The sequence below is a fragment of the Tamaricihabitans halophyticus genome, from assembly GCF_004340875.1.
Taxonomy (GTDB): domain Bacteria; phylum Actinomycetota; class Actinomycetes; order Mycobacteriales; family Pseudonocardiaceae; genus Tamaricihabitans; species Tamaricihabitans halophyticus.
Window position 1 is genome coordinate 1,097,043 of sequence record NZ_SLXQ01000001.1, and the last position, 21,871, is coordinate 1,118,913.

The 21,871-nt window shown below is 66.4% G+C and carries 23 protein-coding genes; 11 read left to right on the forward strand and 12 right to left on the reverse strand.

Going from position 1 to position 21,871, the window contains the following annotated elements; translation table 11 throughout:
• Positions 1 to 27 precede the first annotated feature (27 nt).
• From EV191_RS30805 to EV191_RS05290, 3 genes are all read left to right on the forward strand, one after another.
• Entirely contained in the window at positions 28 to 153 is a 126-nt protein-coding gene (locus EV191_RS30805) for a hypothetical protein (protein WP_279388407.1), read from the forward strand.
• 69 nt (positions 154 to 222) lie between these two features.
• Positions 223 to 831, forward strand: coding sequence for a glycoside hydrolase family 25 protein (locus tag EV191_RS05285; RefSeq protein WP_132875631.1), 609 nt, complete (start codon positions 223 to 225; stop codon positions 829 to 831).
• Positions 832 to 887: 56 nt separating this feature from the next.
• Positions 888 to 2,588 carry a hypothetical protein gene (locus tag EV191_RS05290; RefSeq protein WP_132875632.1) on the forward strand — a complete coding sequence of 567 codons (1,701 nt, stop codon included), beginning with the start codon at positions 888 to 890 and terminating at the stop codon, positions 2,586 to 2,588.
• Positions 2,589 to 2,727: 139 nt separating this feature from the next.
• Here EV191_RS05290 and EV191_RS05295 read toward each other — a convergent pair whose 3' ends face one another.
• Genes EV191_RS05295 through EV191_RS05325 form a run of 7 tightly spaced genes read right to left on the reverse strand, consistent with a single transcriptional unit; the run spans position 2,728 to position 9,254 of the window.
• Complete coding sequence (locus EV191_RS05295) at positions 2,728 to 3,168, reverse strand: TIGR03618 family F420-dependent PPOX class oxidoreductase (RefSeq protein WP_132875633.1); 441 nt, start codon at positions 3,166 to 3,168, stop codon at positions 2,728 to 2,730.
• A 52-nt stretch (positions 3,169 to 3,220) separates the two neighbouring features.
• Positions 3,221 to 3,841 (reverse strand): histidine phosphatase family protein, encoded by a 621-nt coding sequence (locus EV191_RS05300; protein WP_132875634.1) that lies wholly within the window; start codon positions 3,839 to 3,841, stop codon positions 3,221 to 3,223.
• The gene (locus tag EV191_RS05305; RefSeq protein ID WP_132875635.1) at positions 3,838 to 4,305 is read right to left on the reverse strand and encodes a ribose-5-phosphate isomerase; all 468 of its coding nucleotides are present in this window, start codon (positions 4,303 to 4,305) and stop codon (positions 3,838 to 3,840) included. Before EV191_RS05305 ends, EV191_RS05300 begins: the two co-directional genes overlap by 4 nt.
• 5 nt (positions 4,306 to 4,310) lie before the next feature.
• Positions 4,311 to 6,032 carry a dihydroxyacetone kinase family protein gene (locus EV191_RS05310; protein WP_132875636.1) on the reverse strand — a complete coding sequence of 574 codons (1,722 nt, stop codon included), beginning with the start codon at positions 6,030 to 6,032 and terminating at the stop codon, positions 4,311 to 4,313.
• A complete protein-coding gene (locus tag EV191_RS05315) occupies positions 6,032 to 7,498 on the reverse strand; it encodes an FGGY-family carbohydrate kinase (protein WP_132875637.1) in 1,467 nt (488 codons plus the stop codon). The genes EV191_RS05310 and EV191_RS05315 overlap by 1 nt, the downstream gene beginning before the upstream one ends.
• Positions 7,495 to 8,547 carry a 2-hydroxyacid dehydrogenase gene (locus EV191_RS05320; RefSeq protein ID WP_132875638.1) on the reverse strand — a complete coding sequence of 351 codons (1,053 nt, stop codon included), beginning with the start codon at positions 8,545 to 8,547 and terminating at the stop codon, positions 7,495 to 7,497. The genes EV191_RS05315 and EV191_RS05320 overlap by 4 nt, the downstream gene beginning before the upstream one ends.
• Positions 8,544 to 9,254 carry an HAD family hydrolase gene (locus EV191_RS05325; RefSeq protein WP_132875639.1) on the reverse strand — a complete coding sequence of 237 codons (711 nt, stop codon included), beginning with the start codon at positions 9,252 to 9,254 and terminating at the stop codon, positions 8,544 to 8,546. The genes EV191_RS05320 and EV191_RS05325 overlap by 4 nt, the downstream gene beginning before the upstream one ends.
• 106 nt (positions 9,255 to 9,360) lie before the next feature.
• On the opposite strand from EV191_RS05325, the gene EV191_RS05330 reads away from it, so the two are divergent.
• The 4 genes from EV191_RS05330 (at position 9,361) to EV191_RS05345 (ending at position 13,635) form a co-directional block, all read left to right on the forward strand.
• Positions 9,361 to 10,137, forward strand: a complete 777-nt coding sequence (locus EV191_RS05330) for a DeoR/GlpR family DNA-binding transcription regulator (protein WP_132875640.1) — start codon at positions 9,361 to 9,363, stop codon at positions 10,135 to 10,137.
• Positions 10,138 to 10,357: 220 nt separating this feature from the next.
• A complete protein-coding gene (locus EV191_RS05335) occupies positions 10,358 to 11,668 on the forward strand; it encodes an MFS transporter (protein ID WP_132875641.1) in 1,311 nt (436 codons plus the stop codon).
• Between the two features lie 54 nt (positions 11,669 to 11,722).
• Positions 11,723 to 12,724: an NADP-dependent oxidoreductase gene (locus tag EV191_RS05340; RefSeq protein ID WP_132875642.1), complete on the forward strand. Its 1,002-nt coding sequence runs from the start codon at positions 11,723 to 11,725 to the stop codon at positions 12,722 to 12,724.
• Between the two features lie 86 nt (positions 12,725 to 12,810).
• Entirely contained in the window at positions 12,811 to 13,635 is an 825-nt protein-coding gene (locus EV191_RS05345; RefSeq protein WP_132875643.1) for an aldo/keto reductase, read from the forward strand.
• 59 nt (positions 13,636 to 13,694) lie between these two features.
• Here EV191_RS05345 and EV191_RS05350 read toward each other — a convergent pair whose 3' ends face one another.
• Together EV191_RS05350 and EV191_RS05355 are read right to left on the reverse strand one after the other, a co-directional pair.
• Positions 13,695 to 14,180, reverse strand: coding sequence for a hypothetical protein (locus EV191_RS05350; protein ID WP_132875644.1), 486 nt, complete (start codon positions 14,178 to 14,180; stop codon positions 13,695 to 13,697).
• 140 nt (positions 14,181 to 14,320) lie between these two features.
• On the reverse strand, positions 14,321 to 14,971 hold the full coding sequence (locus tag EV191_RS05355) for a DUF4232 domain-containing protein (RefSeq protein WP_132875645.1): 651 nt from the start codon (positions 14,969 to 14,971) through the stop codon (positions 14,321 to 14,323).
• A 103-nt stretch (positions 14,972 to 15,074) separates the two neighbouring features.
• On the opposite strand from EV191_RS05355, the gene tenA reads away from it, so the two are divergent.
• Positions 15,075 to 15,755 carry a thiaminase II gene (gene tenA / locus EV191_RS05360; RefSeq protein WP_132875646.1) on the forward strand — a complete coding sequence of 227 codons (681 nt, stop codon included), beginning with the start codon at positions 15,075 to 15,077 and terminating at the stop codon, positions 15,753 to 15,755.
• Positions 15,756 to 15,762: 7 nt separating this feature from the next.
• Here the strand turns inward: tenA and pheA are convergent, their stop codons facing one another.
• On the reverse strand, positions 15,763 to 16,680 hold the full coding sequence (gene pheA / locus EV191_RS05365; protein ID WP_132875647.1) for a prephenate dehydratase: 918 nt from the start codon (positions 16,678 to 16,680) through the stop codon (positions 15,763 to 15,765).
• Positions 16,681 to 16,826: 146 nt separating this feature from the next.
• Between pheA and EV191_RS05370 the strand changes: the two genes are divergently transcribed.
• Positions 16,827 to 17,453: a macro domain-containing protein gene (locus tag EV191_RS05370; protein ID WP_243658754.1), complete on the forward strand. Its 627-nt coding sequence runs from the start codon at positions 16,827 to 16,829 to the stop codon at positions 17,451 to 17,453.
• A gap of 1 nt (position 17,454) precedes the next feature.
• On the opposite strand, the gene EV191_RS05375 is transcribed toward EV191_RS05370, so the two are convergent.
• Positions 17,455 to 17,934 (reverse strand): Hsp20/alpha crystallin family protein, encoded by a 480-nt coding sequence (locus EV191_RS05375; RefSeq protein ID WP_132875649.1) that lies wholly within the window; start codon positions 17,932 to 17,934, stop codon positions 17,455 to 17,457.
• Between the two features lie 321 nt (positions 17,935 to 18,255).
• Here EV191_RS05375 and coaA point away from each other — a divergent pair, with 321 nt between their 5' ends.
• Positions 18,256 to 19,185 carry a type I pantothenate kinase gene (gene coaA / locus EV191_RS05380; protein ID WP_132875650.1) on the forward strand — a complete coding sequence of 310 codons (930 nt, stop codon included), beginning with the start codon at positions 18,256 to 18,258 and terminating at the stop codon, positions 19,183 to 19,185.
• 175 nt (positions 19,186 to 19,360) lie between these two features.
• Here the strand turns inward: coaA and EV191_RS05385 are convergent, their stop codons facing one another.
• Positions 19,361 to 21,004: a CocE/NonD family hydrolase gene (locus EV191_RS05385; RefSeq protein WP_132875651.1), complete on the reverse strand. Its 1,644-nt coding sequence runs from the start codon at positions 21,002 to 21,004 to the stop codon at positions 19,361 to 19,363.
• Positions 21,005 to 21,135: 131 nt separating this feature from the next.
• Here EV191_RS05385 and EV191_RS05390 point away from each other — a divergent pair, with 131 nt between their 5' ends.
• Positions 21,136 to 21,783, forward strand: coding sequence for a response regulator (locus EV191_RS05390; RefSeq protein ID WP_132875652.1), 648 nt, complete (start codon positions 21,136 to 21,138; stop codon positions 21,781 to 21,783).
• Positions 21,784 to 21,871: the final 88 nt, after the last annotated feature.

Consider the following 21,871-nt stretch of genomic DNA (forward strand, 5'->3'; position numbering starts at 1 on the left):
AAGAAGCGTGTTCCTTATAGCGCAATAGTGACGCGCAAGGGGCTGTCTCGTCAACACCTCGACGACATCGGCAGGACCACGGCCGAGCCATTGGTAACGCTGCGTACGCGGATCTCGGCAACACTGCTCTACCGGCATGAATTCACTGATTGAGAACCCACCAAATTCGCGATCGGTGCGAAAATTGGTAACACCAGCGTGTCACCGGATCCGGGAGTCCCCATGACTGACTACGGAATCGACGTATCCCATTGGAACGCCGTGGACGACTGGAATGCCGTACGGGGCAACAACATCACGTACAGCATCGCCAAAGTGACCGAGTCCACCGAACATGTGGACTCGGCCGTCGGCAGCCATGTCAACGGTGCCCGCGGCGCGGGAATCGCCACCGGCGGTTACCACTTCGCGCGCCCCGTCGATGTCGCGGCCCAGGTCGCGCACTTCGCGAATAACCTGAACCAGCACGGTTTGCTCAATGCCGGCAGCATCTGGCCAGCGCTGGATATGGAAGCCGAGGGTTTCGGCGACGCCAACGCGTTCATCCGCGATTTCCGCGACCAGTTCCGCGCGCGCACCAACACCAATGGCCTACTCGTCTACGCGAATCTCAACTGGTTCCAGAACATTCTGCGACCAGACGAATGGGCCGATGACGGCGTGCTGCTATGGATCGCGCGTTACAACGGCGACCCGGGTAACCCGGGGTGGGCGCATCCGCGGCTGGCCATTCACCAGCACAGCAGCGAGGGCCAGGTGCCGGGTATCCCCGGCCCGATCGACCGCAACGCCACGGTCGGCGAGTACACCAGGGGGCATTTCACCAGTTAAGAGCATCAACCGGCACCGAAGTACGACTGTCCCGCTGGCTTTGCCAGTATGTCCGCATGACGCCGGTGAGCCGTGGACGCAAAAAGGATGGAAAGGCGATCGCGCGCCCGGCGCGATCCGAGAAACAGGAGGCATACGCCGAAGCGATTCGAGAATTTCTCGCGCTGACCGACGAGTCGGACGCCATCACCGCGGAAATAGTCGCTTCGGATCTGGTTGGCGTCGAATGGCTCGAACGCCTCGCGGGCGCGGATGGTCCGTACTTCACTGCCGAGCTGATCAGCTACGCCAAGGGCACCAGCACGCCGGCAGCGCTGGCCTTGCTGCGCGCCCTGCAATCGGTCGCAACCACCGAGGACGATCGAAAGGCGGCCGAACTCGCCGGGGACGAGCTGGCCAGTAAGGGAGTTGCCGAACCCGCGTGGGGCAGCTCGCTCAGCGCGGTCGAGCCAACCGAATGCTGGCTGTTCGCCGACGTCTTCGGCGACAGCGCATCGCTGATCTGCGTTTTCGACCGTGCCGGTACCCAGCACGGAGTCGTCTGCCTGCTGTCCTTCGAGTGGGGTAAGACGATCGCGGCCGATCTGTACCCCATGCTCGAGCCCGCCGAAACACTCGAGGAGATGCGCGAGCGGGTAGCGCAGAGCGCGGGCGCGGTCCGGGTGGACAGTGTCCAGCCGGCAGCGGCCAGCCGGCTGCTCATCGACGGCATTGAGACCCTGGACGACGAGTATGGCGAGGAGTTCGAAGACTCCGTGGCCAGCAGTCGTGCGCTGGTGCTCGCCAGGTATCGGGCACTGCCGGCGGCCGCACCGCGCCCGGACCCGGCCGCGGTGCCCGCGGAGACCGAGATCAGCAATACGCTCGAGGAGTTCCTCCGCGCGGCGGAGAGCCTGGACGCGACCGACCCGGCGACCAGGAACTGCGCCGAGCTGCTGGTGCGCTTCGGCTATGCCTTCGATCCGAAGCAGCCACGCAAGTCCAGCCCGCGCAAACTGCTCACCTTCGTCGAGGACTTCCTGCCGGGCCGACCGGAACTGGACGAGGAGCTTGCGGAGATCCTGCCGTGGGTGTTGACCGCGTGGACCAACTGGGTCATCGCGAACGAGGAGCTGCCCGAAGGGGCGCGCGCCGAGCTGGTGACCGTCACCGAGGATCTGTTCGCGCAGCTCGCCGTGGACGATGTCGAGGACGATGAGTTGTCACTGTTCGCCGACGAAGATGACGAAGACGGCGAAGACGATGAACTCGATGACCTCGACGAGGACGAATTCGGCGACGAGGAACCGACCGTTATCGACTACTACCTCGACGATGTGCAGGAAATCCCGGATGTGGACACGCTGCGGGACATCCTGGACCGCCGCGCGTTCGCGATACCCGACCACAATGTCCAGATTGACGACACCATCGTCGAGCTCGACCCGCGCGACCCCGAGTACCGGCAGACGCTCATCGTCGCGGAACATCCGGAACTGCACGAAGCCTTGACCGATCCGGACTTCGTGGGCGAGATCAACGGCGTCGATCCAAAGGTCTTTCTACTCGGCCAGGAAGTAGTCGCTGAGCACCTGTGGCACGACGAGCCGATGGAGGTGTGGGCTGCCGTGAAACGGCTCAAGGAAAAGGGCCAGAAGCGCACGGAGATCCTTGCCGCGCTGGGCGCCGCGGCGATCGCCAACGGGTATGTCACCGACGAGGAGGATGCCGGCGAGCCGGACGAAGTGGGCTATCGCGCCGCGGTGGATGGGCTGTGATCTACCCGCCACCCGCACGTCCCAACTGGTATGTACTAAGCTGACGCCGCCAGCCGTTACGGCTGGTGTTGAGCCCCCGGTCCCTCCCCCCTGGATCGGGGGCTCGCCTTACTCCACGTTACTCCATAAAGGACAATAGTCAGCTGTCGCTGGAGATGGCGGCGGACTGGGCACGGTCCGTGTTGTGGTGCGCTCCCCAGCCGAGCCAGCGGTCCACCTCGATCAACGCGCTGATCCGCGCACGCTCCCGGTTCGGATACTGACTGCCGACGAAATGCCTGGCCAGCCGATCGATATCGGCGAGTTCCGGATCAGCACGGAACTCGACGACCTTGCCTTGCAGACTGACGTGGGTGTGCCAGTCCTCGGCGAGGACGGTGAGGGTCACCCGTGGGTCGGCCCGCAGGTAGTCCAGCCGGCGCCGCGCGCTGTCCATGTTCACCAGGATTCGCCCGCCTTCCCACAGGTACCAGGTGGCCACCGACACCGGCTGACCGTCCGGGCGAACCACAGCAAGTACCGCGGGATTCGGCTTGGCAAGAAAGTCGCTGACTTCGGGTGGAAGTGGCGGTTTGGGCACGGTTGCCCTCCTTAGCTAGCTCCAATAAGCACGCTAACCCTAAAGAACGCGGTTACGGAGCGTGTGGCGGCACGTTGAGGCCGAGCAGCGCGGGCCCCTCGGCGCGAAACTCCACGGTGGTCAGTGCGGTATTGCGGAGCGAGGGAAACAGCCTGCGGTAGGCGTCCAGCGGCAGGTCGAACAACCGGCACAGCACCAACCGCAGCAGCGTGCCGTGCGCGACGACCAGCGTCGTCCCCGGCCGCGCGGCCAGCTCGGTGATCAGCGGCCATACCCGATCCAGCGCGGCCACCCCCCGCTCGCCGCCGGGCAGGGCGCGCGCTGCCGGCGCGGCCAGCCAGTCACTCAACTCGTCCGGAAACCGCTCGGCCATCTCCGCGCGCGTGATCCCCTCGGCATCGCCGAAGTCCACCTCGACCAGCCGGGCATCAGTACGCAGCGGCAGTCCAAGCGAGAGTGCCGCCGGTTCGGCCGTCCGCGCCGCGCGGGACAGCGGCGAGCAGAGCACCTGGGTGATCGGCTGGCCAGCGGCCCACCGACCAAGCTGCTCGGCCTGGCTTCGACCACGCTCCGTCAGAGCCACATCACTCGACCCGGCGTAACGGTTCTCCGCATGCCATACCGTCTCGCCATGCCTGGCGAGTTCCAGCCGGGGCGGCGCATCGTCGGTCATGACGCTTCGTAGCTCCTGATCGCGGCGACCTTCTCGGCGGACGGCGAACTCTCGTCGAAGTGGTGATCCAGCCATTCGCTGGCAAGCGTACGCGCCAGCTCCACACCGATCACCCGCTGGCCGAAGCACAACACCTGCGCGTTATTGCTCAGCACCGCCCTGCGCACCGAGTAGCTGTCATGCGCGGTGACCGCACGAATCCCCGGCACCTTGTTGGCGCTGATCGCCACGCCCAGCCCGGTGCCACAGATCAGCAGCGCCCGGTCCGCCTTACCTTCCGCGACCAACCGTGCCGCCCGTACCGCGACATGCGGGTACGCGGTGTGTTCCGCAGTGCCCACGCCGATATCGGTGACCTCGGCGACCCTCGGGTCCTCGGCAAGGTCGCGTCGCAACACGTCCTTGTAGTCCAGTCCGGCATCGTCACTGCCGACCACGATCCGCCATCCGGAATCATTCGTCATTACATCTACTCCCCACTTGCTATTGCGCGCAGTACCAGGCTCAGTGAGATCGCGCCCGGATCCGGGGTGCCAACGCTGCGTTCGGCGAGTGGGCGAGCCCTGCCAACCTTCGGCCGCAGCTCGGCCGTTCGCTCCGCGGCCGCACTCGCCTCGGCTACCGCGATCGCCGCGGAAGCCGCGATCGCCTTACCCGCGGCCACTTCCCGCTCGAACGCGTGGCAGAACGGCTGCAACGCGTCCACCAGCGTCTTGTCTCCGAGTTCCGCTTTGCCAAGCGAGGTGACCGCGGTCAGTGTGGCCCGGACGCCGTCAGCCAACTCAACCGCGCTCGGCGCCCGGTCGTTCGGCAAGGACTGGCCGACGGCCCGCAGTCCAGCGCCCCACAGCGCGCCGGACGTGCCGCCGGCCTCAGCCGCCCAGGCATCCCCTGCGGCGGCCAGCAGCGCCGCAGGGGCGGCACTCTCGGCGCGTTCGGCCGCGGCAAGCGCGGCGTCCACGCCCTTGCACATTCCCCTGCCGTGATCGCCATCGCCGGCGATGGCGTCCAATTTGCCCAGTTCCGCGGCCCGCTCGTGCAACACGTCGCGGGCTGAGCGCAACGCCCACGCCACCCAGCGCGATACCTCGACCGCACCGCCGCTCGCGGGCACCGCGTTCCGGTTGCCGGCCGCGGGTCGGTTCTCCGTCTTGTGCCCGTTCTGCCGCGCTCCGGTGCCAAGCTGGTCCTGGCGTACCGCGCCCTTGCGGTATGCGGGCGTATCCACCGGCGCCTGCCACAGCCGCTCGAGCTCGGCATCCAACCAGGTCACGGTCAGCGAGCAACCTGCCATGTCCAGGCTGGTTACCAGCTCGCCGACGTCCGGTTGCACCACGTCCAGGCCGGCTTCGGTGAGCAGCCGGGAAATCTTGCCCCACAGCACGAAAAGCTCTTCGTACTTCGTCGCGCCGAGTCCATTGAGGATCACCGCGACACGGTTACCCGCGCCTTCCGGGGTTTCCGCGAGTACGCCATCCACGAGCGTGCGAGCCAGCTCCGAAGCGCTCGGCATATCCCGTTCGGCGATGCCCGGTTCGCCGTGAATGCCGAGCCCCAGGCCCATCTTCCGCTCCGGCACGGTGAACAGCGGATCGTGCGCACCCGGCATGGTGCAGCCAGCGAAGGCCACGCCCAGGCTGCGGGTGCGGTCGTTGGTATACGCGCAGATCCGCAGTACCTCGTCCAGCGAAGCGCCCTCTTCGGCCGCCGCGCACGCCGTTTTGAACACCACGAAGTCGCCGGCGATCCCGCGCCGCTTGCTGCTCTCCGCCACCGGCGCGCTGGCCACGTCATCGGTGACCGCGAAGGTACGCGCGGGGATACCTTCCTCGGTGAGCCGTTGCGCGGCAAGGCCGAAGTTCATCACATCGCCGGCGTAGTTACCGAAGAGATACACCACTCCCGCACCCGACTCCGCGGATACGCCAACGGAGTAAGCCTGCTCGGCGGACGGCGAGGTGAAGATGTTGCCGATCACCGCGCCATCGGCGAAGCCGGGCCCGACGACGCCACAGAACGCGGGGTAGTGCCCGGAGCCGCCACCGGTGAGCACCGCGACCTTCGGCGTATCCGGCCGGCTCGCCCGGACCACGCCGCCGGGGACCTGGTGCACGTAGTCCTGGTTCGCCGCGACGAACCCAGTGACCATATCCTCGGTGTAGTTGGCTGGATCGTCGAAAACCCTTGTCATCACCCGCTCCTTTGCGTCCAGCTCGTTCGCGCGAGGTCAAGCGTGTCGTGATAGCCGGCGAAACACCGCTCGTAAAACTCCACATTGGCCGGATTGGCGCGCACCACGGTTCGCTCGGCCCGCCAGCCAGCCGCGTCGACCGGATCGCCGAGTGCTTCCCAGGCCAGCTGGGCGGCCCCGCGCACGCCAACGCTGTCGTCCGCGGGTATGTGCAGATCGGTACCGATCACATCGGCGAAGATCTGGCTCCACTGCGCGGATCGCGCACCACCACCGCAGGCGGAGAGCTCCCCGGCGTGCCCGAGGGTGTCCAGGCAGTGCCGCGCGGAGAAGGCAACCGCCTCACACAGCGCGCGCACCAGATCGGCGCGTGCGGTGCTCACCGAAAGACCGGTCAGCTGGCCGCGCGCACGCGCGTCGACGAACGGCGCGCGCTCGCCGGATGGCGAGAGGAACGGTAGCGCGGACACCCCGTTCGCCCCCGCCGGCGATGCGGCAAGCAGCGTGTCCAATTCGTCCAGCTGTACCCGCAGTACCTGAAGTAGCCAGTCAAGGCCTGCCGTGCCGACCATCGCGGGCATCACCCGCAGGTACTTTTCCGGGTACGGCGTGGCCAGCCACATGCCAGCAGGGTCGGCGCTCGGATCGATGTTCACTTCTTCGGTCAGCACCTGGGAGGCCAGCGTGGTCCCGATAATCAGGTTCCCGTCGCCGGGTTTACTCAGCCCGCAACCGAAACCACAGGCGGGAATGTCGAACGGCCCGGCGGTTACCGGCAACCCGGACGGCAGGTCGAGCAGTGCGGCCGCTTCCGCGCCGAGCGCGAACAGTGCCCCTGGCGCCGCTGGTTCGGCAAGTAGCCTACGTTGCTCGCCAATGCCACACATTTCAAGTGCCTCGGCCGCGTACGCGCGGCCGGGTACGTCCAGAAACGGCAGCGAGGCGTCCGAAGCGTCCACCGTGCGCGCCCCGGTGAACCGTTGCACGATGGCGTCCACGCAGTAGCCGGCAACATCCGCTCGGGCCAACCGTTCCGGCTCGTGTTCGGCGAGATGTGCGAGCAACGGTCCCGCGCTGCCGGGAAACATCCCGGAACCGGTCCGCCGGTAGACCTCCGTGGTGATCCCGGTTTCCGCCCACTGCTCGAGGATTGGCGCTGCCCGACCGTCCAACCAGGAGATCTGCCGGCCAACCGCGTGTCCGTTGCCGTCGCGCAGCCAGAGCCCGTCGCCTTGGCCGGTAATCGCCAGGGCCTCGATCGGCTCGCCGAGCTTTCGCGCGTCGGCGACCGCGGCGCGCACCACGGTCACCACGGTGTCGATCACTTCGTCGAGGTCCTGCTCGACCCGCGCGCCGGATTCGTAGTGCAGGGTGCTGCGCGCGTTGTGCGTCGGCGATCCGGTGCCGTCCCTGGCGATCAGCCGGGCCTTGGTCACCGAGGTGCCCACGTCCACCCCGACGATCACGACGCGGCTCCCGCGTCCAGCACCTCCGGGTTCGCCAGATGCGCGGGTCGTTCGCCACGCAGGAAGCGGGCGACGTCAGCGGCGACGATCCCGGCCGCGCGATGCGCGGTCTGTTTCGTCGCGCCGCCGAGATGCGGCGTGGTGATCACGTTCGGCGCGTCGTGCAGCGGCCAGTCCGGCGGCGGCGGTTCCACGTCGTAGACGTCCAGGGCGAGCGCACCGAGCCGACCGCTGCGCAGTAGTTCCGGCAACGGCGCGTAGTCGAGCAGCCCGCCGCGCGCGGTGTTCACCAGCGCCGCGCCTTGCGGTAACAGCGCCAGGTTGTCCGCGTTCAGCAGCCGGGTGGTTTCCGGGGTGAGCCGCGCGTGCAGGCTCACCACCGAGCTGGACCTCAGCAGGTCAGCCAGCTCCACCAGTTCGACGCCGTCCACGGCGGCCTTGGCCTGGTCGGTGTACGGGTCGTAGACGAGGACCCGCGCACCGAAGGCCCGCAGCACCCTGGCCACCCGTGCACCGATCGCGCCGTAGCCGACGAGACCGGCGGTTGCGCCGTCCAGTTCGAGCCCCGCGTTGTCGTAGGCATAGTAGTCACCGCGCCAGTTGCCCGCCTTGAGTTCCGCGTCCGAGCCGGGAATCCGCCGTAGTGCGGCGAGAATCATGCCGACCGCGAACTCCGCGGCCGCTGCCGCGTTTCGACCTGGCGCGAAGGACACCGCGACGCCGGCCTTCGTTGCCGCGGATATGTCCACATTGACCGGACCACCGCGACAGACGCTGATCAGTTTCAGGTCCGGGGATGCCTCGATCACCCTCCGGGTGAACGGGGCCATCTGGGTGACCGCGATCCGCGCGTCGCCGAGCGCGGCCAGCAGTTCCTCCTCGGTTCCGCTGGCCTCGTGCACCTCGCCGACCGGACCGAACGGTTCCACCGGCCATCCGGTACGCAGCGTGCGGAAGGTCAGCTCGCGCTCCGGCGCCGCTTCGCGTACCGCGTCAACAAATAGTTCGGGGGCGACGAAGCCATCGCCCGCGGCAAGCACCGTGGTCATCGTCCGGTCACCGTCCCTTGTGGTTCACTCTGCCCATCCAACGCGTTGACAAGGAACTCGCGTATCTTGTCGTGCTCCGAACTGGCAAAGGTGGCCAGCGCGAGCGCGTCCTCGGCCGGCGGGTACTGCGGATTCGGGATAGCGAGCACGGTCATCCCGGCCGCCGCTGCCGCGCGCAGGCCGTTGCTCGAATCCTCCACCGCGAGGCAGTTGTCTGGTGCCACCCCCAGCCGGCTTGCCGCGGCAAGGTAGACGTCCGGATTCGGCTTACCGCGCGGCACCTCCTCGCTGGACACGGTGGCGGTGAAGTTCGCGCTGATCCCGTGATGCACAAGCACCGCGTCGATCACCCTGCGGGCGGCCGAGGAGGCCAGCGCGATCGGACCGCGCGCCGCGGCGGCGAGCACCATTTCCCTGGCACCAGCCAGCAGTTCGATCCGGCCCTGCTCGAGCGCGCCGATCATGTCGTCGACAACCAGGCGTTCGGTCTCCGCCGCGGTTTCCCGTGCGCCGGCGAACTCGGCGAGGAAGGCGGACCACTCCGGTGAGCTCATCCCCTGCACCTTCTTGGTCTGCTCCGGACCCCAGCTCGCGCCACGCGCGGCGGCGAACTTGGCCCAGAACTCCTCCCATAGGTGCTCGCTTTCCACGAGCACCCCGTCCATATCGAACACCACCGCGTTGACCACTGAGCGCACTCCTAACATGCTGATGTTTAGAAATTAACATCTAAACTGTTAAAACGCACCCCCTGTAGGTTGGATTTGCCGGGCCACGTACCCGGACGGCGAGATCAGGCAGGATGATGTACTGATGAGCAAGCGCGCGAGCCGGCAGGAGCGGCAGCAGGAGATCGTGGACCACGTCGTCGCGCATGGTTTCGCCAGCGCGGCCGATCTTTCCGAGCTCACCGGGGTCAGTTTGATGACCGTGCACCGGGATATCGGCGAACTGGGCGCGCGCGGCATCCTGCGCAAGTACCACGGCGGGGTCTCCGCCCAGCCGTCGACCGTTTTCGAGTCCAGTTCGGACTTTCGGCTGCATACCAATGTCGCGGCGAAGAACGCGCTTGCTGCCGAGGCGGTCCGGTTCATCAGCCCGGGTATGTCGGTGATGTTCGACGACTCGACCAGCGCGCTCGCGGTGGCCAGGCTACTGCCGGAGATCGGGCCGCTGACCGTGGTGACCAACTACCGGCAGATCACCGAGGAACTGCGCGCGCACGAGGACATCCGGTTGATCGGGATCGGCGGCGAGTACTCGCGTACGCACGATTCCTTTCTCGGCCTGCCGGCGCAGGAGATGGTCGGCAGCCTCTCCGTGGATCTGACCATCCAGTCGACCTCGGGGATCACCACGGATATGACCTATCACCAGGAGCAGGAGATCGTGCTGATGAAACGCGCGATGCTCGAGGCAGGCAAGGTGAACGTGCTGCTGATGGACGGCAGCAAGGTGGGCAGGAACGCGCTGCACCGGCATACCCCGGTGAGCCAGTTCGACCATGTGCTGCTCACCGGCCCGATCGAGGAGACCATGCTGGCCGCGATGCGCGAGCACACCGACATCCAGCTGGTCGAGGTGGACTAGCACGCCCCGTAACCGCAATCTTTACCGATCTTGCGGTAACTGAGCGCGCGTTCGACGCAGTTCGCCCGGGCTCACGCCGGCCGGGGTCGTAAACCGCGTTCCGTGGGGATATTGCGGTTGGGGGCGCCATGGGTTATAACATCTTGCGCGATAAATTCACATCCGTCATGATGTTCGCGCCGAGCACGCCCGGCATACCTCAGCTACCTGGAGGACAGTGATGTCCACACGACACTGGCTAGAGCGCATTGGCATCCCCCGCCCGCTGGTCTGGGGATTCGTCGGCGTGTTCATCTTCATGATCGGCGACGGCGTGGAGATCACCTACCTTTCGGACTTCCTGCAGCAACCGGACGGCGGTGGGCTACCGGGTAGCCAGGCATCGTTTGCCACGGTGACGCTGTACGGCGTCGCGGTGATGATCGGTTCCTGGTTCTCCGGAACGCTTTCCTCGATCTGGGGACCGCGCAGGGTGATGTGGCTCGGCGCCGCCTGGTGGGTGGTTTTCGAGCTGCTCTTCCTGTTCATCGCGATCCCCTCGCAGAACGCGACGTTGATCATTGCCACCTACGGCATCCGCGGCTGTGCCTACCCGCTGTTCGCCTTCGCCTTCCTGGTCTGGGCGCAGATCGCCAGCCCGGTTCGGATGCGCGGCTCGGTCGCCGGCTGGTTCTGGTTCGCCTTCACCGGTGGTCTGCCGACCCTTGGTGCCGCCGTTGCCGCGGTCGCCATCGGCGTATTCAACGCCTCGCCGTACTCGACCCTGGTGCTTTCCCTGGTGTTGGTGGTGATCGGTGGGGTAATCGGATGTTTCTGCGTGCGGGAGCGGCACGGGGATCTGCCGATCGCGGATGAGACGGTGCAGAATCCGCGCAGCCCGAAGCGGCTACTCGAGGGCGTGGATATCCTGTGGCGGGACAAGCGCACGATCGCCGGCGGGCTGACCCGGATCGTCAATACCTCGCCACAGTACGGGTTCTTCGCGATGTTCCCGTTCACCTTCGGGCCGAGCGCGGATGACGGTGGCTTCCTCAGCGCCGCCGAGGTGGCTTCCCTTGCCACCGTTGCCTATGCGGCGAACATCCTGGCGAACCTGATGTTCGGGGTGGTCGGGGACTACTTCGGTTGGCGGCGCACGGTTACCTGGTTCGGCGCGGTCGGCTGCGCGATCGCCACACCGCTCTGGTACTTCACGTCGATGAGCGCGCAGAGTTTCGGTGTGGCCGCGACGCTCGGTGCGGTCTACGGCATCCTGCTCGCGGGCTTCGTACCGCTATCCGCGCTGATGCCGTCGATGGTGCCGGCTAAGGACAAGGGCGCCGCGCTTGCCGTGCTCAACTTCGGCGCCGGTACCGCCGCTTTCCTTGGACCACTGATGGTCACGCTGCTCTACCCGCTGTTCGGCGGTGGCGGCGTGGCGATCTCCTTCTCCGTGCTCTATCTCCTGGTTGCGTTGCTCTCCACCCGGATCAAAGATCCGAGCGATCCCGCCGAACAGCGCCGCGTGCAACGCGCCGAAGCGGTCGCCTGACCGCGTTCGCCAGGGATCTTGCGGTCAACCGGGTGGGCGGCCATGCTCGGTGAGATGACTACTGGTCTGGAAGTTCGCCTCGCCGAGCGCCCACATGGTTGGCCAACCGAGAACACCTTCGAGTTCGCCGAAGTCCCCGTGCCCACCCCTGGTCCCGGCCAGCTGGTGGTCCGCAACGCGGTGATGAGTGTGGATCCTTCGATGCGCGGCCGGATGGTTGATCGCCGCTCCTACGTACCGCCGTTCCAGCTCGGCAAACCACTCGAAGGCGGCGCCGCCGGCGAGATCGTGGCTTCGGAGGCACCCGACTTCGCGGTTGGCGAGCACGTCGTGCACCGGCTCGGCTGGCGGGAGTACGCCGTGGTGGATGCCGATGCGGCGATCCGGGTGGACCCGACCGAGGCACCACTGAGCGCCTATCTTGGCGTCCTCGGGATGACGGGGATGACCGCCTACGTCGGGCTGCTCGATATCGCCCAGTTCCGTGCGGGCGACACCGTGTTCATCTCGGGCGCGGCCGGCGCGGTCGGCTCCATCGCCGGCCAGCTGGCCAAGCGGTACGGAGCGGCCAGGGTGATCGGCAGCGCGGGCTCGGCGGAGAAGGTCCGGCATCTCGTTGCTGATCTTGGCTTCGATGCCGCGTTCAATTACAAGGACGGCCCGGTGGCCGAGCAGCTGGCCGCGGCGGCACCGGACGGTATTGATGTTTACTTCGACAATGTTGGCGGGGACCACCTCGAAGCGGCTTTGGGTGTTATGCGCGATTTTGGCAGAATCGCTTGCTGCGGCGCGATTTCCGCATACAACGCCGAGCAGCCACCACCCGGCCCGCGGAATTTGTTTTTCATCGTTTCGAAACGGCTGAGCCTGCGCGGCTTCATCGTGATCGACCATCCGGAGCGGCGAGCGGATTTCCTCCGCGATGTCGGCGCGCTACTCAGGGACGGTTCGATCACCCATCGGGAAACCGTGCGGCATGGGCTCCGCGCGGCGCCGCAGGCACTGCTGGACATGATGCGCGGGGAAAACATCGGCAAAATGCTTGTTACGCTGTGATCTCCGCTCGACCGGATGACATGGCGTTCGCCACTTGAGGGCCGCCGCGGGCCGCCAACTCCGTGTTGGACCGCCAGAATGGGCGTATGAGCAACACTCCGACGATCAAGCTTGGCGACGCGGTGGAAATCCCGCAACTCGGTTTCGGCGTATACAAGGTGCCGCCGGACGAGACCGAGGCGAGTGTGCGCGCCGCCATCGAAACGGGGTATCGCGCGATTGACACGGCGACCCTTTACCAGAACGAACGGGAGGTCGGCGCCGCTATTCGGGCCAGCGGAGTGGCCCGCGAAGACATTTTCGTCACGACTAAATTGTGGAATGACGCACACGGCTACGACGAGGCGATCCGCGCATTCGAACGCAGCGAATCCGAGCTCGGCCTCGATTACCTTGACCTGTTCCTGATTCACTGGCCGGTGCCGAGTACCGATCGCTATGTGGAGACCTGGCGAGCGCTGCTCGAACTGCGGCGTTCCGGCCGGGTGCGCGCCGTGGGTGTGTCCAATTTCGAACCGGAGCACCTGCGCAGGCTGGTCGAGGAGACCGGCGTCGCGCCGGCGATCAATCAGGTCGAGCTACATCCACTGTTCCAGCAGCGCGCGCTGCGCGATGCGCACGATGAGCTCGGTGTGGTCACCGAAGCATGGGCGCCACTGGCAAGGGGCAACGTGCTGACCGACCCGATGCTGGTCCGGCTGGCCAAGAAGTACGACAAGACGCCAAGTCAGATCGTGCTGCGCTGGCACCTGGACATCGGCAATGTGGCGATCCCGAAATCGGTTACCCCCAGCCGGATCGCGGAGAACTTCGATGTCTTCGACTTCGCACTGGAGTCCGATGACATCGTGGAGATCTGCGCGCTCGATGATGAACACGGGCGCACCGGTAAGCATCCGAACGATATGTGAACAGCTGGACCGTGCCGGTCGCAGGCCCGTTCGGCACGGTCCAGCTAGTCAACCGCGGATCAGTAGTAGGTCACGTCCCAGTGGTTGCCCTCCAGCGTGTAGAGATTGCCACTGTCGTCCTTCCACTGCTCCGAGCCCCAGGCCGGCGAGTCGACTTCGCTGAAGTTGCCACGGATGTAGTCCGCGGTGCAGCTCGTCGGGCTGAAGTCCACTTTGTACCCGTTCCAGTGCGAGTGCGTCCCGTCCGCGTGCCCGGTCTCCGTGCCGCCGGTCAGCGTCAGCGCGCAGTCGCTGGAACCCTTGAAATCGATGATCCCGTCGATAGTGGCCTCATTGACCTGTTCGAACGAGGTGCAGTTCGGCTGGTCCCGGTCACTACAGTTACCGCTGGACTGCCACTTGATTCCGGCATCCTCGAGCTTCGCGGTAGCTTCCGAGTGGCTGAGTTTGGCCGGGGCCGCGCTGGCGGCCGGGGCCGCGATCCCCAGTGTTGCCACGGCCAATGCGAGCGCACCGAGGGTGCCGGCAAAGATCTTCCGAGACAAGGCGACCTCCATGAGTTTCGTCGGCCCGCCGATGATTCGACGAGCGGTCGCCCTCGGATGTTAAGACGAAACGGCAACAGAAGTCAGTGGGTTACTTGCCGTCGCTTACTACAATGGAAAAAATTTGGCCAATGGGAAAGCTAGGCGGGTATCGCCGATTGCACGGTCAGCTGGGGATCCGGCACCGCGCCCGCGCAACCCGTCGTGGCCAGCGGCACGAACATCGCATTGGTTTCCTGCGGCGGGTATATCCGCAGCCCGCGCACATCGGTGGGTTCGCACTGCGCAGGGTCAAAGTTGTGCACGTTCACGAAGCCAACGTCAACCCGAGCGCTCGCCCCGGGCGCCAGCTCTACCGGGCCACCCTTGGTGCCTACGCGCTTGGCTGGTTCGCCGACCTGCCGCCCGTCACCACCGGTTACATAGGACACCCCAGGGAACCCCTGGAAGGCACAGGAAACTTCACCCTGATTGGTGAACTTCAACCAGCGATGCACCGTGCCCGCCCCGGCATCTCCCGCCACGACCTGGGCATCGAGCATATCCGCGGTGCAGTCCGCACCGGCGGCCCGCTGGTTGGTCGGCGTCTGCTCGCTGGTGCTCGGCGGCGCGCTGCTGCTCGGAGCATCACTGGCCGTGGTCGTCGGTGCCGAGCTGGCCGAGACTGGCGCGGTCCGGTCCGCGGCTGGGTTCGTCTCGCCGTCCTGTCCACATGCAACGGCCACGATCACGAAAAGCACGCTCGCGGTCAGTGCGCTGGTTCGTCCAACGCGTGCTCGCCAGGTACGCATCTCGCACCTCCCAATCGCCACCCAGTAGACGCCTGAGCATTGGTCAAGGTTGCGTGGCAGCTGATAGAACCGGTCTTGGTCGGGGTAGGCGGATGGAGGTGCGGTGAGCGGTTTCTGCGCGCAGGCGTGGCGGCATACGGAACGGATTCAGCAGGCGGTACTTGAGCTGCCGTTCAACCTGGAACTCGCGGATGGATCGCTGTCCAGGCAGCGGTTCCAGTTCTACCTGGCGCAGGACTCGCGCTACCTGCTCGGCTTTGGCAGGGCGTTGGCTGTCGCGGCCGCCCGCGCCGACCAACCCGAGGAGCTGGCCTTCTTCTCCGGCGCGGCGCAGGAGGCGGTGCTGGTCGAGCGGCAGCTACACGAGAGCTATTTCCGCCAGTTCGGTCTTTCCCAGGACGAGGTGGATCAGATCGAGACCTCGCCGACCTGCCTTGGGTACACCTCGTACCTGCTCAGCTGTGCCCAATCGGCGAGTTACGGCGAGCTGATCGCGGCGCTGCTGCCCTGTTTCTGGGTTTACCACCATGTGGGCACCGATATTCTGCGCAGGCAGACCAGCGCGGAGAACCCGTTCCAGGAGTGGATCAACACCTACGCGGACGATGAGTTCGCCGCCTCGGTGACCCGCTGCCAGCAGGCGGTGGACCGGGCCGCCGAGCACGCCGACCTGGCGACAAGGGATGCCATGCTCGCCGCCTTCACCAAGGCAAGCGAGTACGAATGGATGTTCTGGGACAGCGCCTACCGCCTGGAAGGCTGGCCAACCGCACACCTGCGGTAAGGCGCGGTCAGGCTAGTTCGCCCCGCCGAACGGCGGCCAGCCATTCGGCCGCCGCGTCGAAATCGGCGTCGCTGGCGGTCTCCGGCACATCGGCGGGCAACCTGTCCGCGCGCGGATAGGAGCCGAGGAACCGCACGTCGGCGCACCGCCGGCGCAGCGCCGCGAACGCGTCACCAACCCGCTGCTCCGCGATATGCCCGGCGATATCCAGAAAGAACCGGTACTCGCCGAGCCTGCCCTTGGTCGGGCGCGATTCGATCCTGGTCAGGTTGATACCGCGCAACATCAACTCGTTGAGCAGTTCGGCGAGCGAGCCGACCCGGTCCGCGGCCACCGCGGCGAGCGAGGTGCGGTCCGCGCCGGTCGGCGCCGGTAGCTCACCCGGCTGGCTCACCAGCAGGAACCTGGTGCGCGCATCGGCGACGTCGGCGACGTTCTCGGCGAAGAGAGACAACGGGTAATGCTCGGCGGCTACCGGTGCGGTCACCGCGGCGTCGTACTGCCCGTCGCGCACCGCCACCGCGGCCGCCGCGGTGGACGAGGCGGCGATCAACTCCGCCTCCGGCAGTTCGGTTGCCAACCACTCCCGCACCTGGGCGAGTGCATGTGGGTGGCTCGCGACCGTGCGGGGTTTGGTGCAACCAGGGCGGGTCAGCACACTGAACCGCACGGGCAGCACGGCCTCGGCGAGCGCCACCAGCGGCTGGCCATCGGCCAATCCGTCCAGCGTGGCGGGTACGGCGCCCTCCACCGAGTTCTCCACTGGTACGCAAGCACGTTGCACCGCACCAGCGCGGACCGCGTCCAGGGCCTGCGGCACGGTGTCCATTGGCACTAGTTCGGCGGCGTCATCGGTGTCAACAAGAATTCGGGTCGCCTGCTCGGTAAACGTGCCTTGCGGACCAAAGTATGCGGTGCGGAACACGCCCATAGCCTACCGAGAACGCGCTTCGCCATTGGCGAACTTGGCAGCCGCACCACCCGCGAATACCTGGGATGCGACGAGATTCACTCGTACGTCCGGTACACGACGTGGTTACGCCTGCTGCCGTTGTTTGTCATAGTTGGGCTGTGACCGCGGATTCAGAGACGCATTGGACAAAGCGGGGGGATACGGCGACGGCCGCACGGGCCGTACCCGAACTCGTATTGTGCGCCGTCGATGAGCCGCTCGAACGGGCCTGGCAGTCGGTGCTCGAGGCGACTTCCGGACCGTTACGGGTGCACCGGGGGTCGGTGCTCGATGTGTCTGCACAGGCACTAGTAAGCCCGGCCAATTCCTACGGCTGGATGCGCGGGGGCATCGACGCCGTGTACGCCAAGGCATTCCCCGATGTTGAGCAGAACGTGCGCAGCGCGGTGCTCGCCTATCACGGCGGCGAACTGCCGGTCGGCGAGGCGTTGGTGGTGCCGACCGGCGAGCCGGAGCCGGCCTGGCTGATCAGCGCGCCAACCATGCGAGAGCCAGGCGAGCGGTTGCCGGAAGACACCGTGCACCCCTATCTGGCCGCGCGTGCCGCGCTGCGACTGTGGCAACACGGTGAGGCCGAGGACGGGACCAAGCTGCGCGATCTGGTGCACACCATCGCACTGCCCGGCCTTGGTACCGGGGTCGGCGGGGTAGCGCCGGAAACCTGCGCCAAACAGGTCGCGGCGGCCTGGAACGAGGTCTTCCAGGCCGCTCCCGACCAGCGATAACTCAGTTCTTGCCGGACTCGAGGTCGCCAGCGCGGCGGACCTCGATCTTGCGCGGTTCCACGGTCGGCTTGGTCACGTTGCGCACCCGCACCCGCAACACACCGCGGTCGTAGTCGGCCGCCACGTCATCCGGGCTGACATGGTCCGGAAGGGTGAACTCCCGGCGGAACTTGCCGGCCACCGTCTCGCGGACCAGCACCTTGGCGTCACCTTCTTGCGACTCGGTCGACGCGCTCGCCCGCTCGCCGGTGATCACCAGGCGCCCTTCGGACACCTCGACGGAAACGTCGTTGGCTACGTCCACACCCGGAACATCCAGGGAAACCAGTACATCCGCGCCATCGCGGCGAATCTCGGCCGCTGGCACGAACGAACCAGCGTGGGTACCGAACGCGCGACGCACGATGCCGTCGAAGTCGCCGTCCAGCTGACGAACCAGGGCGCGGAACGGGTCCCGCGGGGAACGAACTGCCAGAGCCATTTGTTGCCTCCTTGCTGCGAACTTTGCCGATTAGCACTCGGCCGTTATGAGTGCCAACGGCTAGTACTACAAACTTGTTCCCGATCGACTCAACTTTTCTACCGAGTGACAGGCTCACATCGCTAACCTTAAAGAACGCGGTCACGCACAGTTATCGCTTGATCTCCAAAGAGTGCGGTTCGGCGTAGCCCAACGGCTCGCCGAGCCTCTCCCCGCGGAATGCGCACTATGTCGCACCGTGCGGTTCGTCACTGCGACAACGGCGATCGACCACCTACGGTGGCTGGGTGCGAATCCCGGTTCCCATGGTGGTAGCCAACTATGCCGCGCGTTCGTGATCACACGCCGTACGTCGAGCTGCACCGCGCTCAATGGCGTGACCTGCGCGAATCGACGCCGCTGACCCTGACCGCGAGCGAGTTGCGCCGGCTGCGCGGGCTCGGCGATCCGGTCGACCTGGACGAGGTCGCGGACGTCTACCTACCGCTATCCCGAATGATCAACTTGCAGGTGGCCGCGCGTCAGCGGCTGCATTCGGCGACGAACACCTTTCTCGGCGAGGAAACCAGCCGCAAGATGCCGTTCGTGATCGGCGTCGCCGGCTCGGTCGCCGTCGGCAAGTCCACCACCGCGCGTCTGTTGCGCACGCTGCTGGAACGGTGGCCCGATCACCCGAATGTCGACCTGGTGACCACCGACGGCTTCCTGCTGCCAAAAGCCGAGCTCATCCGCCGCAACCTGCTGCATCGCAAGGGTTTCCCGGAAAGCTACGACCGCAGGTCGCTGCTCCGGTTCGTCACCGAGGTGAAATCAGGAGCGCGCAGCGCCCGCGCACCGGTGTACTCGCATCTGAGCTATGACATCGTGCCGGATGCGGAACAGGTCGTCCGGCGGCCGGACATTCTCATCGTGGAAGGCCTGAACGTCCTACAACCCGGACCAGGGCTGGCGGTCGCGGACTTCTTCGACTTCTCCATCTATGTGGACGCGCACGCCGAGGACATCGAGCGCTGGTACGTCGAGCGATTCCTCGCCCTGCGCGATACCGCGTTCACCAACCCGGAGTCACACTTCCACCACTACGCGAGCCTGCCGGATTCGCGGGCAAGGGCCGAGGCCGCCCGCCTGTGGTGGGAGATCAACCACCCGAACCTGGTGCAGAACATCCTGCCGACCAGGCCGAGGGCGACGCTCGTACTGCGCAAGGACGCCGACCACGGCATCAGCAGGGTGCGGCTGCGCAAGCTCTAGAGCTTGTGGGCCCTCGCCGGCCGGCGCAATCCTGGAAAACCGCGCCGAGCGAGCATGTGTCACGCTCAGCCACCGCAAGATCCCTAAAGAACGCGGTCAGGTGTACCCCGGCGACCGCACCCCGCACCAACGCCTTCTCTTCAACAGGGCGCGGTTGCGCAAGCTCTAGACAGCACTACGACTGCGCCACCCGCAAGCTCGCCGGCGCGCTGTTCGGCGATTCGAAGATCACCGTGCTGCCCTGCTCGCTTTCGCTGCCGTAGCGCGCGTCCATGGTGTCCACCACCAGCGTGAGTTGGTGTCCAGCCGGCACTTTCCAGGCAATCGAGTTCAGCTCCAGGTCGATCTCCCGCGGCTGGCCGGGCGTCGCATCCCGCAGGGTCATCGGCGCGTGCGTGATCAGCGAGCCCTTCCCGTGCGGCCCGGTGTCGTAGAGGTAGGCGACCAGGGTGGTGTTCGGCGCGCTCGGTGTGACGGCCGCACGCAACCGTGGGCTACCGGTCACCATGGTGTCTTGCGCAAACGCTTGCCCCGACCATACGGCCGCGCGGGAGCGGTCAATCAGCGGGGTAGCGACGCCCACGGGCAGCTTCAGGTAACCCTGTAGTGCCCCGCTGAGGATCATGACACCGCTGTTCGCGATGGTGTCCTTGCCCGCCTGGATGGTGCGCTGCCAGCCGCTCGCGGGCTGCTCTCCGAGTTCCTGCTCGCCGAGGTAATAGCGCTTTTCCGGCTGCTGCGCGGCGGCCCAGTCCGGGTAGCCCTCCCAATCTGGGTAGCTCTGCCAGCCTTGCTCGTTGACCGCCTTGAGCCGTACGGGTTCTTCCTTGTCAATCCCGTTCTGCTCGTCGCGCAGGTAGCGATCGAACCACCTGGTGGTATCCGCCCAGATCTCGTTGGGCAGCCCGAACAAGCCAGTCAGCTCCAGGGTGGCATGGTCACCAGGGCTGAACATCAGCCGCTTGGGTACCTCGAGCCGTTCGTAGAAGTCGGCGTACTGGTTGGGCGCGAAGATGCCGTCCTGCCAGGCGTTGGCCAGCATGACCGCGGGCCGGTTCGCGTTCAGCTCGGCGACCTTGGTGGACGCGGAACGCTCCGGGGCGGCTTTCAGCGCCTCCTCGATATCGCCCGCGCGGTAATCCGCCTCGAGTTTGCGCAGCATCGGGCTCGGCCGCCCAGTGATCTTGCCCAACGCGAGCAGGGCTTCAATGGACTGCGTGGTCAGCGTTTCGTTCCGGTAGAGCGATTCGGTGAGGTCGGCCCAACCACTCAGTGCGGACACGGCGCGTACCCGATTGTCCTCGGCGGCGGTGAGCAGGCTGAGGCCCGCGCCGTAGGAGACACCGGCCATGCCGACGCGCGCCGGATCAGCCGGCAGGTTCGCCAGACCCCAGTCGATCACCTTGCGCGCATCGGACACATCCGAAGGACCAGCCACCTCGATCCCGCCGCCGGAGGTCCAGAACCCCCTGGCGGCGTAGCTGATCACCGCGTAGTCACCGGAACCAGCGAGCCGCAGCGCGGCGCCGACGTATTCCACGCTCGGCATGCCCCAGCTGCCCGGCATCACGAGTAGCGGATGCGGGCCAGGGGTTTTCGGCGTGACCGTGACCCCGCTCAGGCTGATCCCGTCATGCCCTGGGATGCGCTCGTAGCTGATGTCGACGCCCTGTGCGGCCGCCTGCTCGGCGAATTCGGCGGGCGCCGCGCCGGGGGTTTCGCCCGGCCGCGCCGCCGATTCGGTGGCTTGCGCGGGGACGGTGCCCAATCCAAGCAGTGCTGCCAAGACCAGTAGTGCGACCGCTCGTAAAGCCCGCATCTCGCCCTCCGCTGGCTGTCCTTTTTTGGCTACCCGTTAGTAGATACCGGACAGTAGCCTGTGTTGTGATCCAGAGCATCCCCCATCCGTAGGACACTCGCGCGCGAGCGGCGGCGCAGTACCGTGAGGTTGTGCCGATCCGTGTGCTCCTCGTCGACGACCATGAGCTGGTGCGGCGCGGCCTGCGGGACGTGCTGGACACCGAGCGGGATATCCGCGTGGTCGCCGAGGCCGCCGGGGTGGGTGAGGCGCTTGCCCAGGCGAACGCGAACCCGGTGGATGTGGCGGTGGTGGATGTCCGGCTGCCGGATGGGGACGGTGTCGCGCTGTGCCGCGAACTGCGTGCCGGTTCGCCAGCGCCGGCCTGCCTGGTACTTACCGCGTTCGATGACGAGGAGGCCGTGGTCGGGGCGATCATGGCGGGTGCGGCGGGGTATCTGCTGAAGCAGGTACGCGGGCAGGACCTGGTGACCGCGGTACGGGAGGTCGCCGCCGGCAGATCGTTGCTCGATCCGGCCACGACGACACGGGTGCTCGACCGGCTGCGCAACGCTGATAACCAGGATGCGCTCGCCCAGCTGAGCGAACGCGAGCGCGCGGTGCTCGAGCTGATCGGCGAAGGGCACTCCAACCGGGAGATCGCCGAGCGGCTGTTTCTCGCGGAGAAGACCGTCAAGAACTACGTGACCTCGGTGCTCGCCAAACTGGGGATGCAACGGCGCACGCAGGCGGCCGCATGGCTGGCGCGGCGCGCGCACGAACGCCGACACAACGCTTGATACCGCGCAGCGTGCACGGAGACCGCAATCTTTAGGGATCTTGCGGTTGTGGGGCGGCCGCTTGTGCGCATGGGGCATAAAGTTGTGG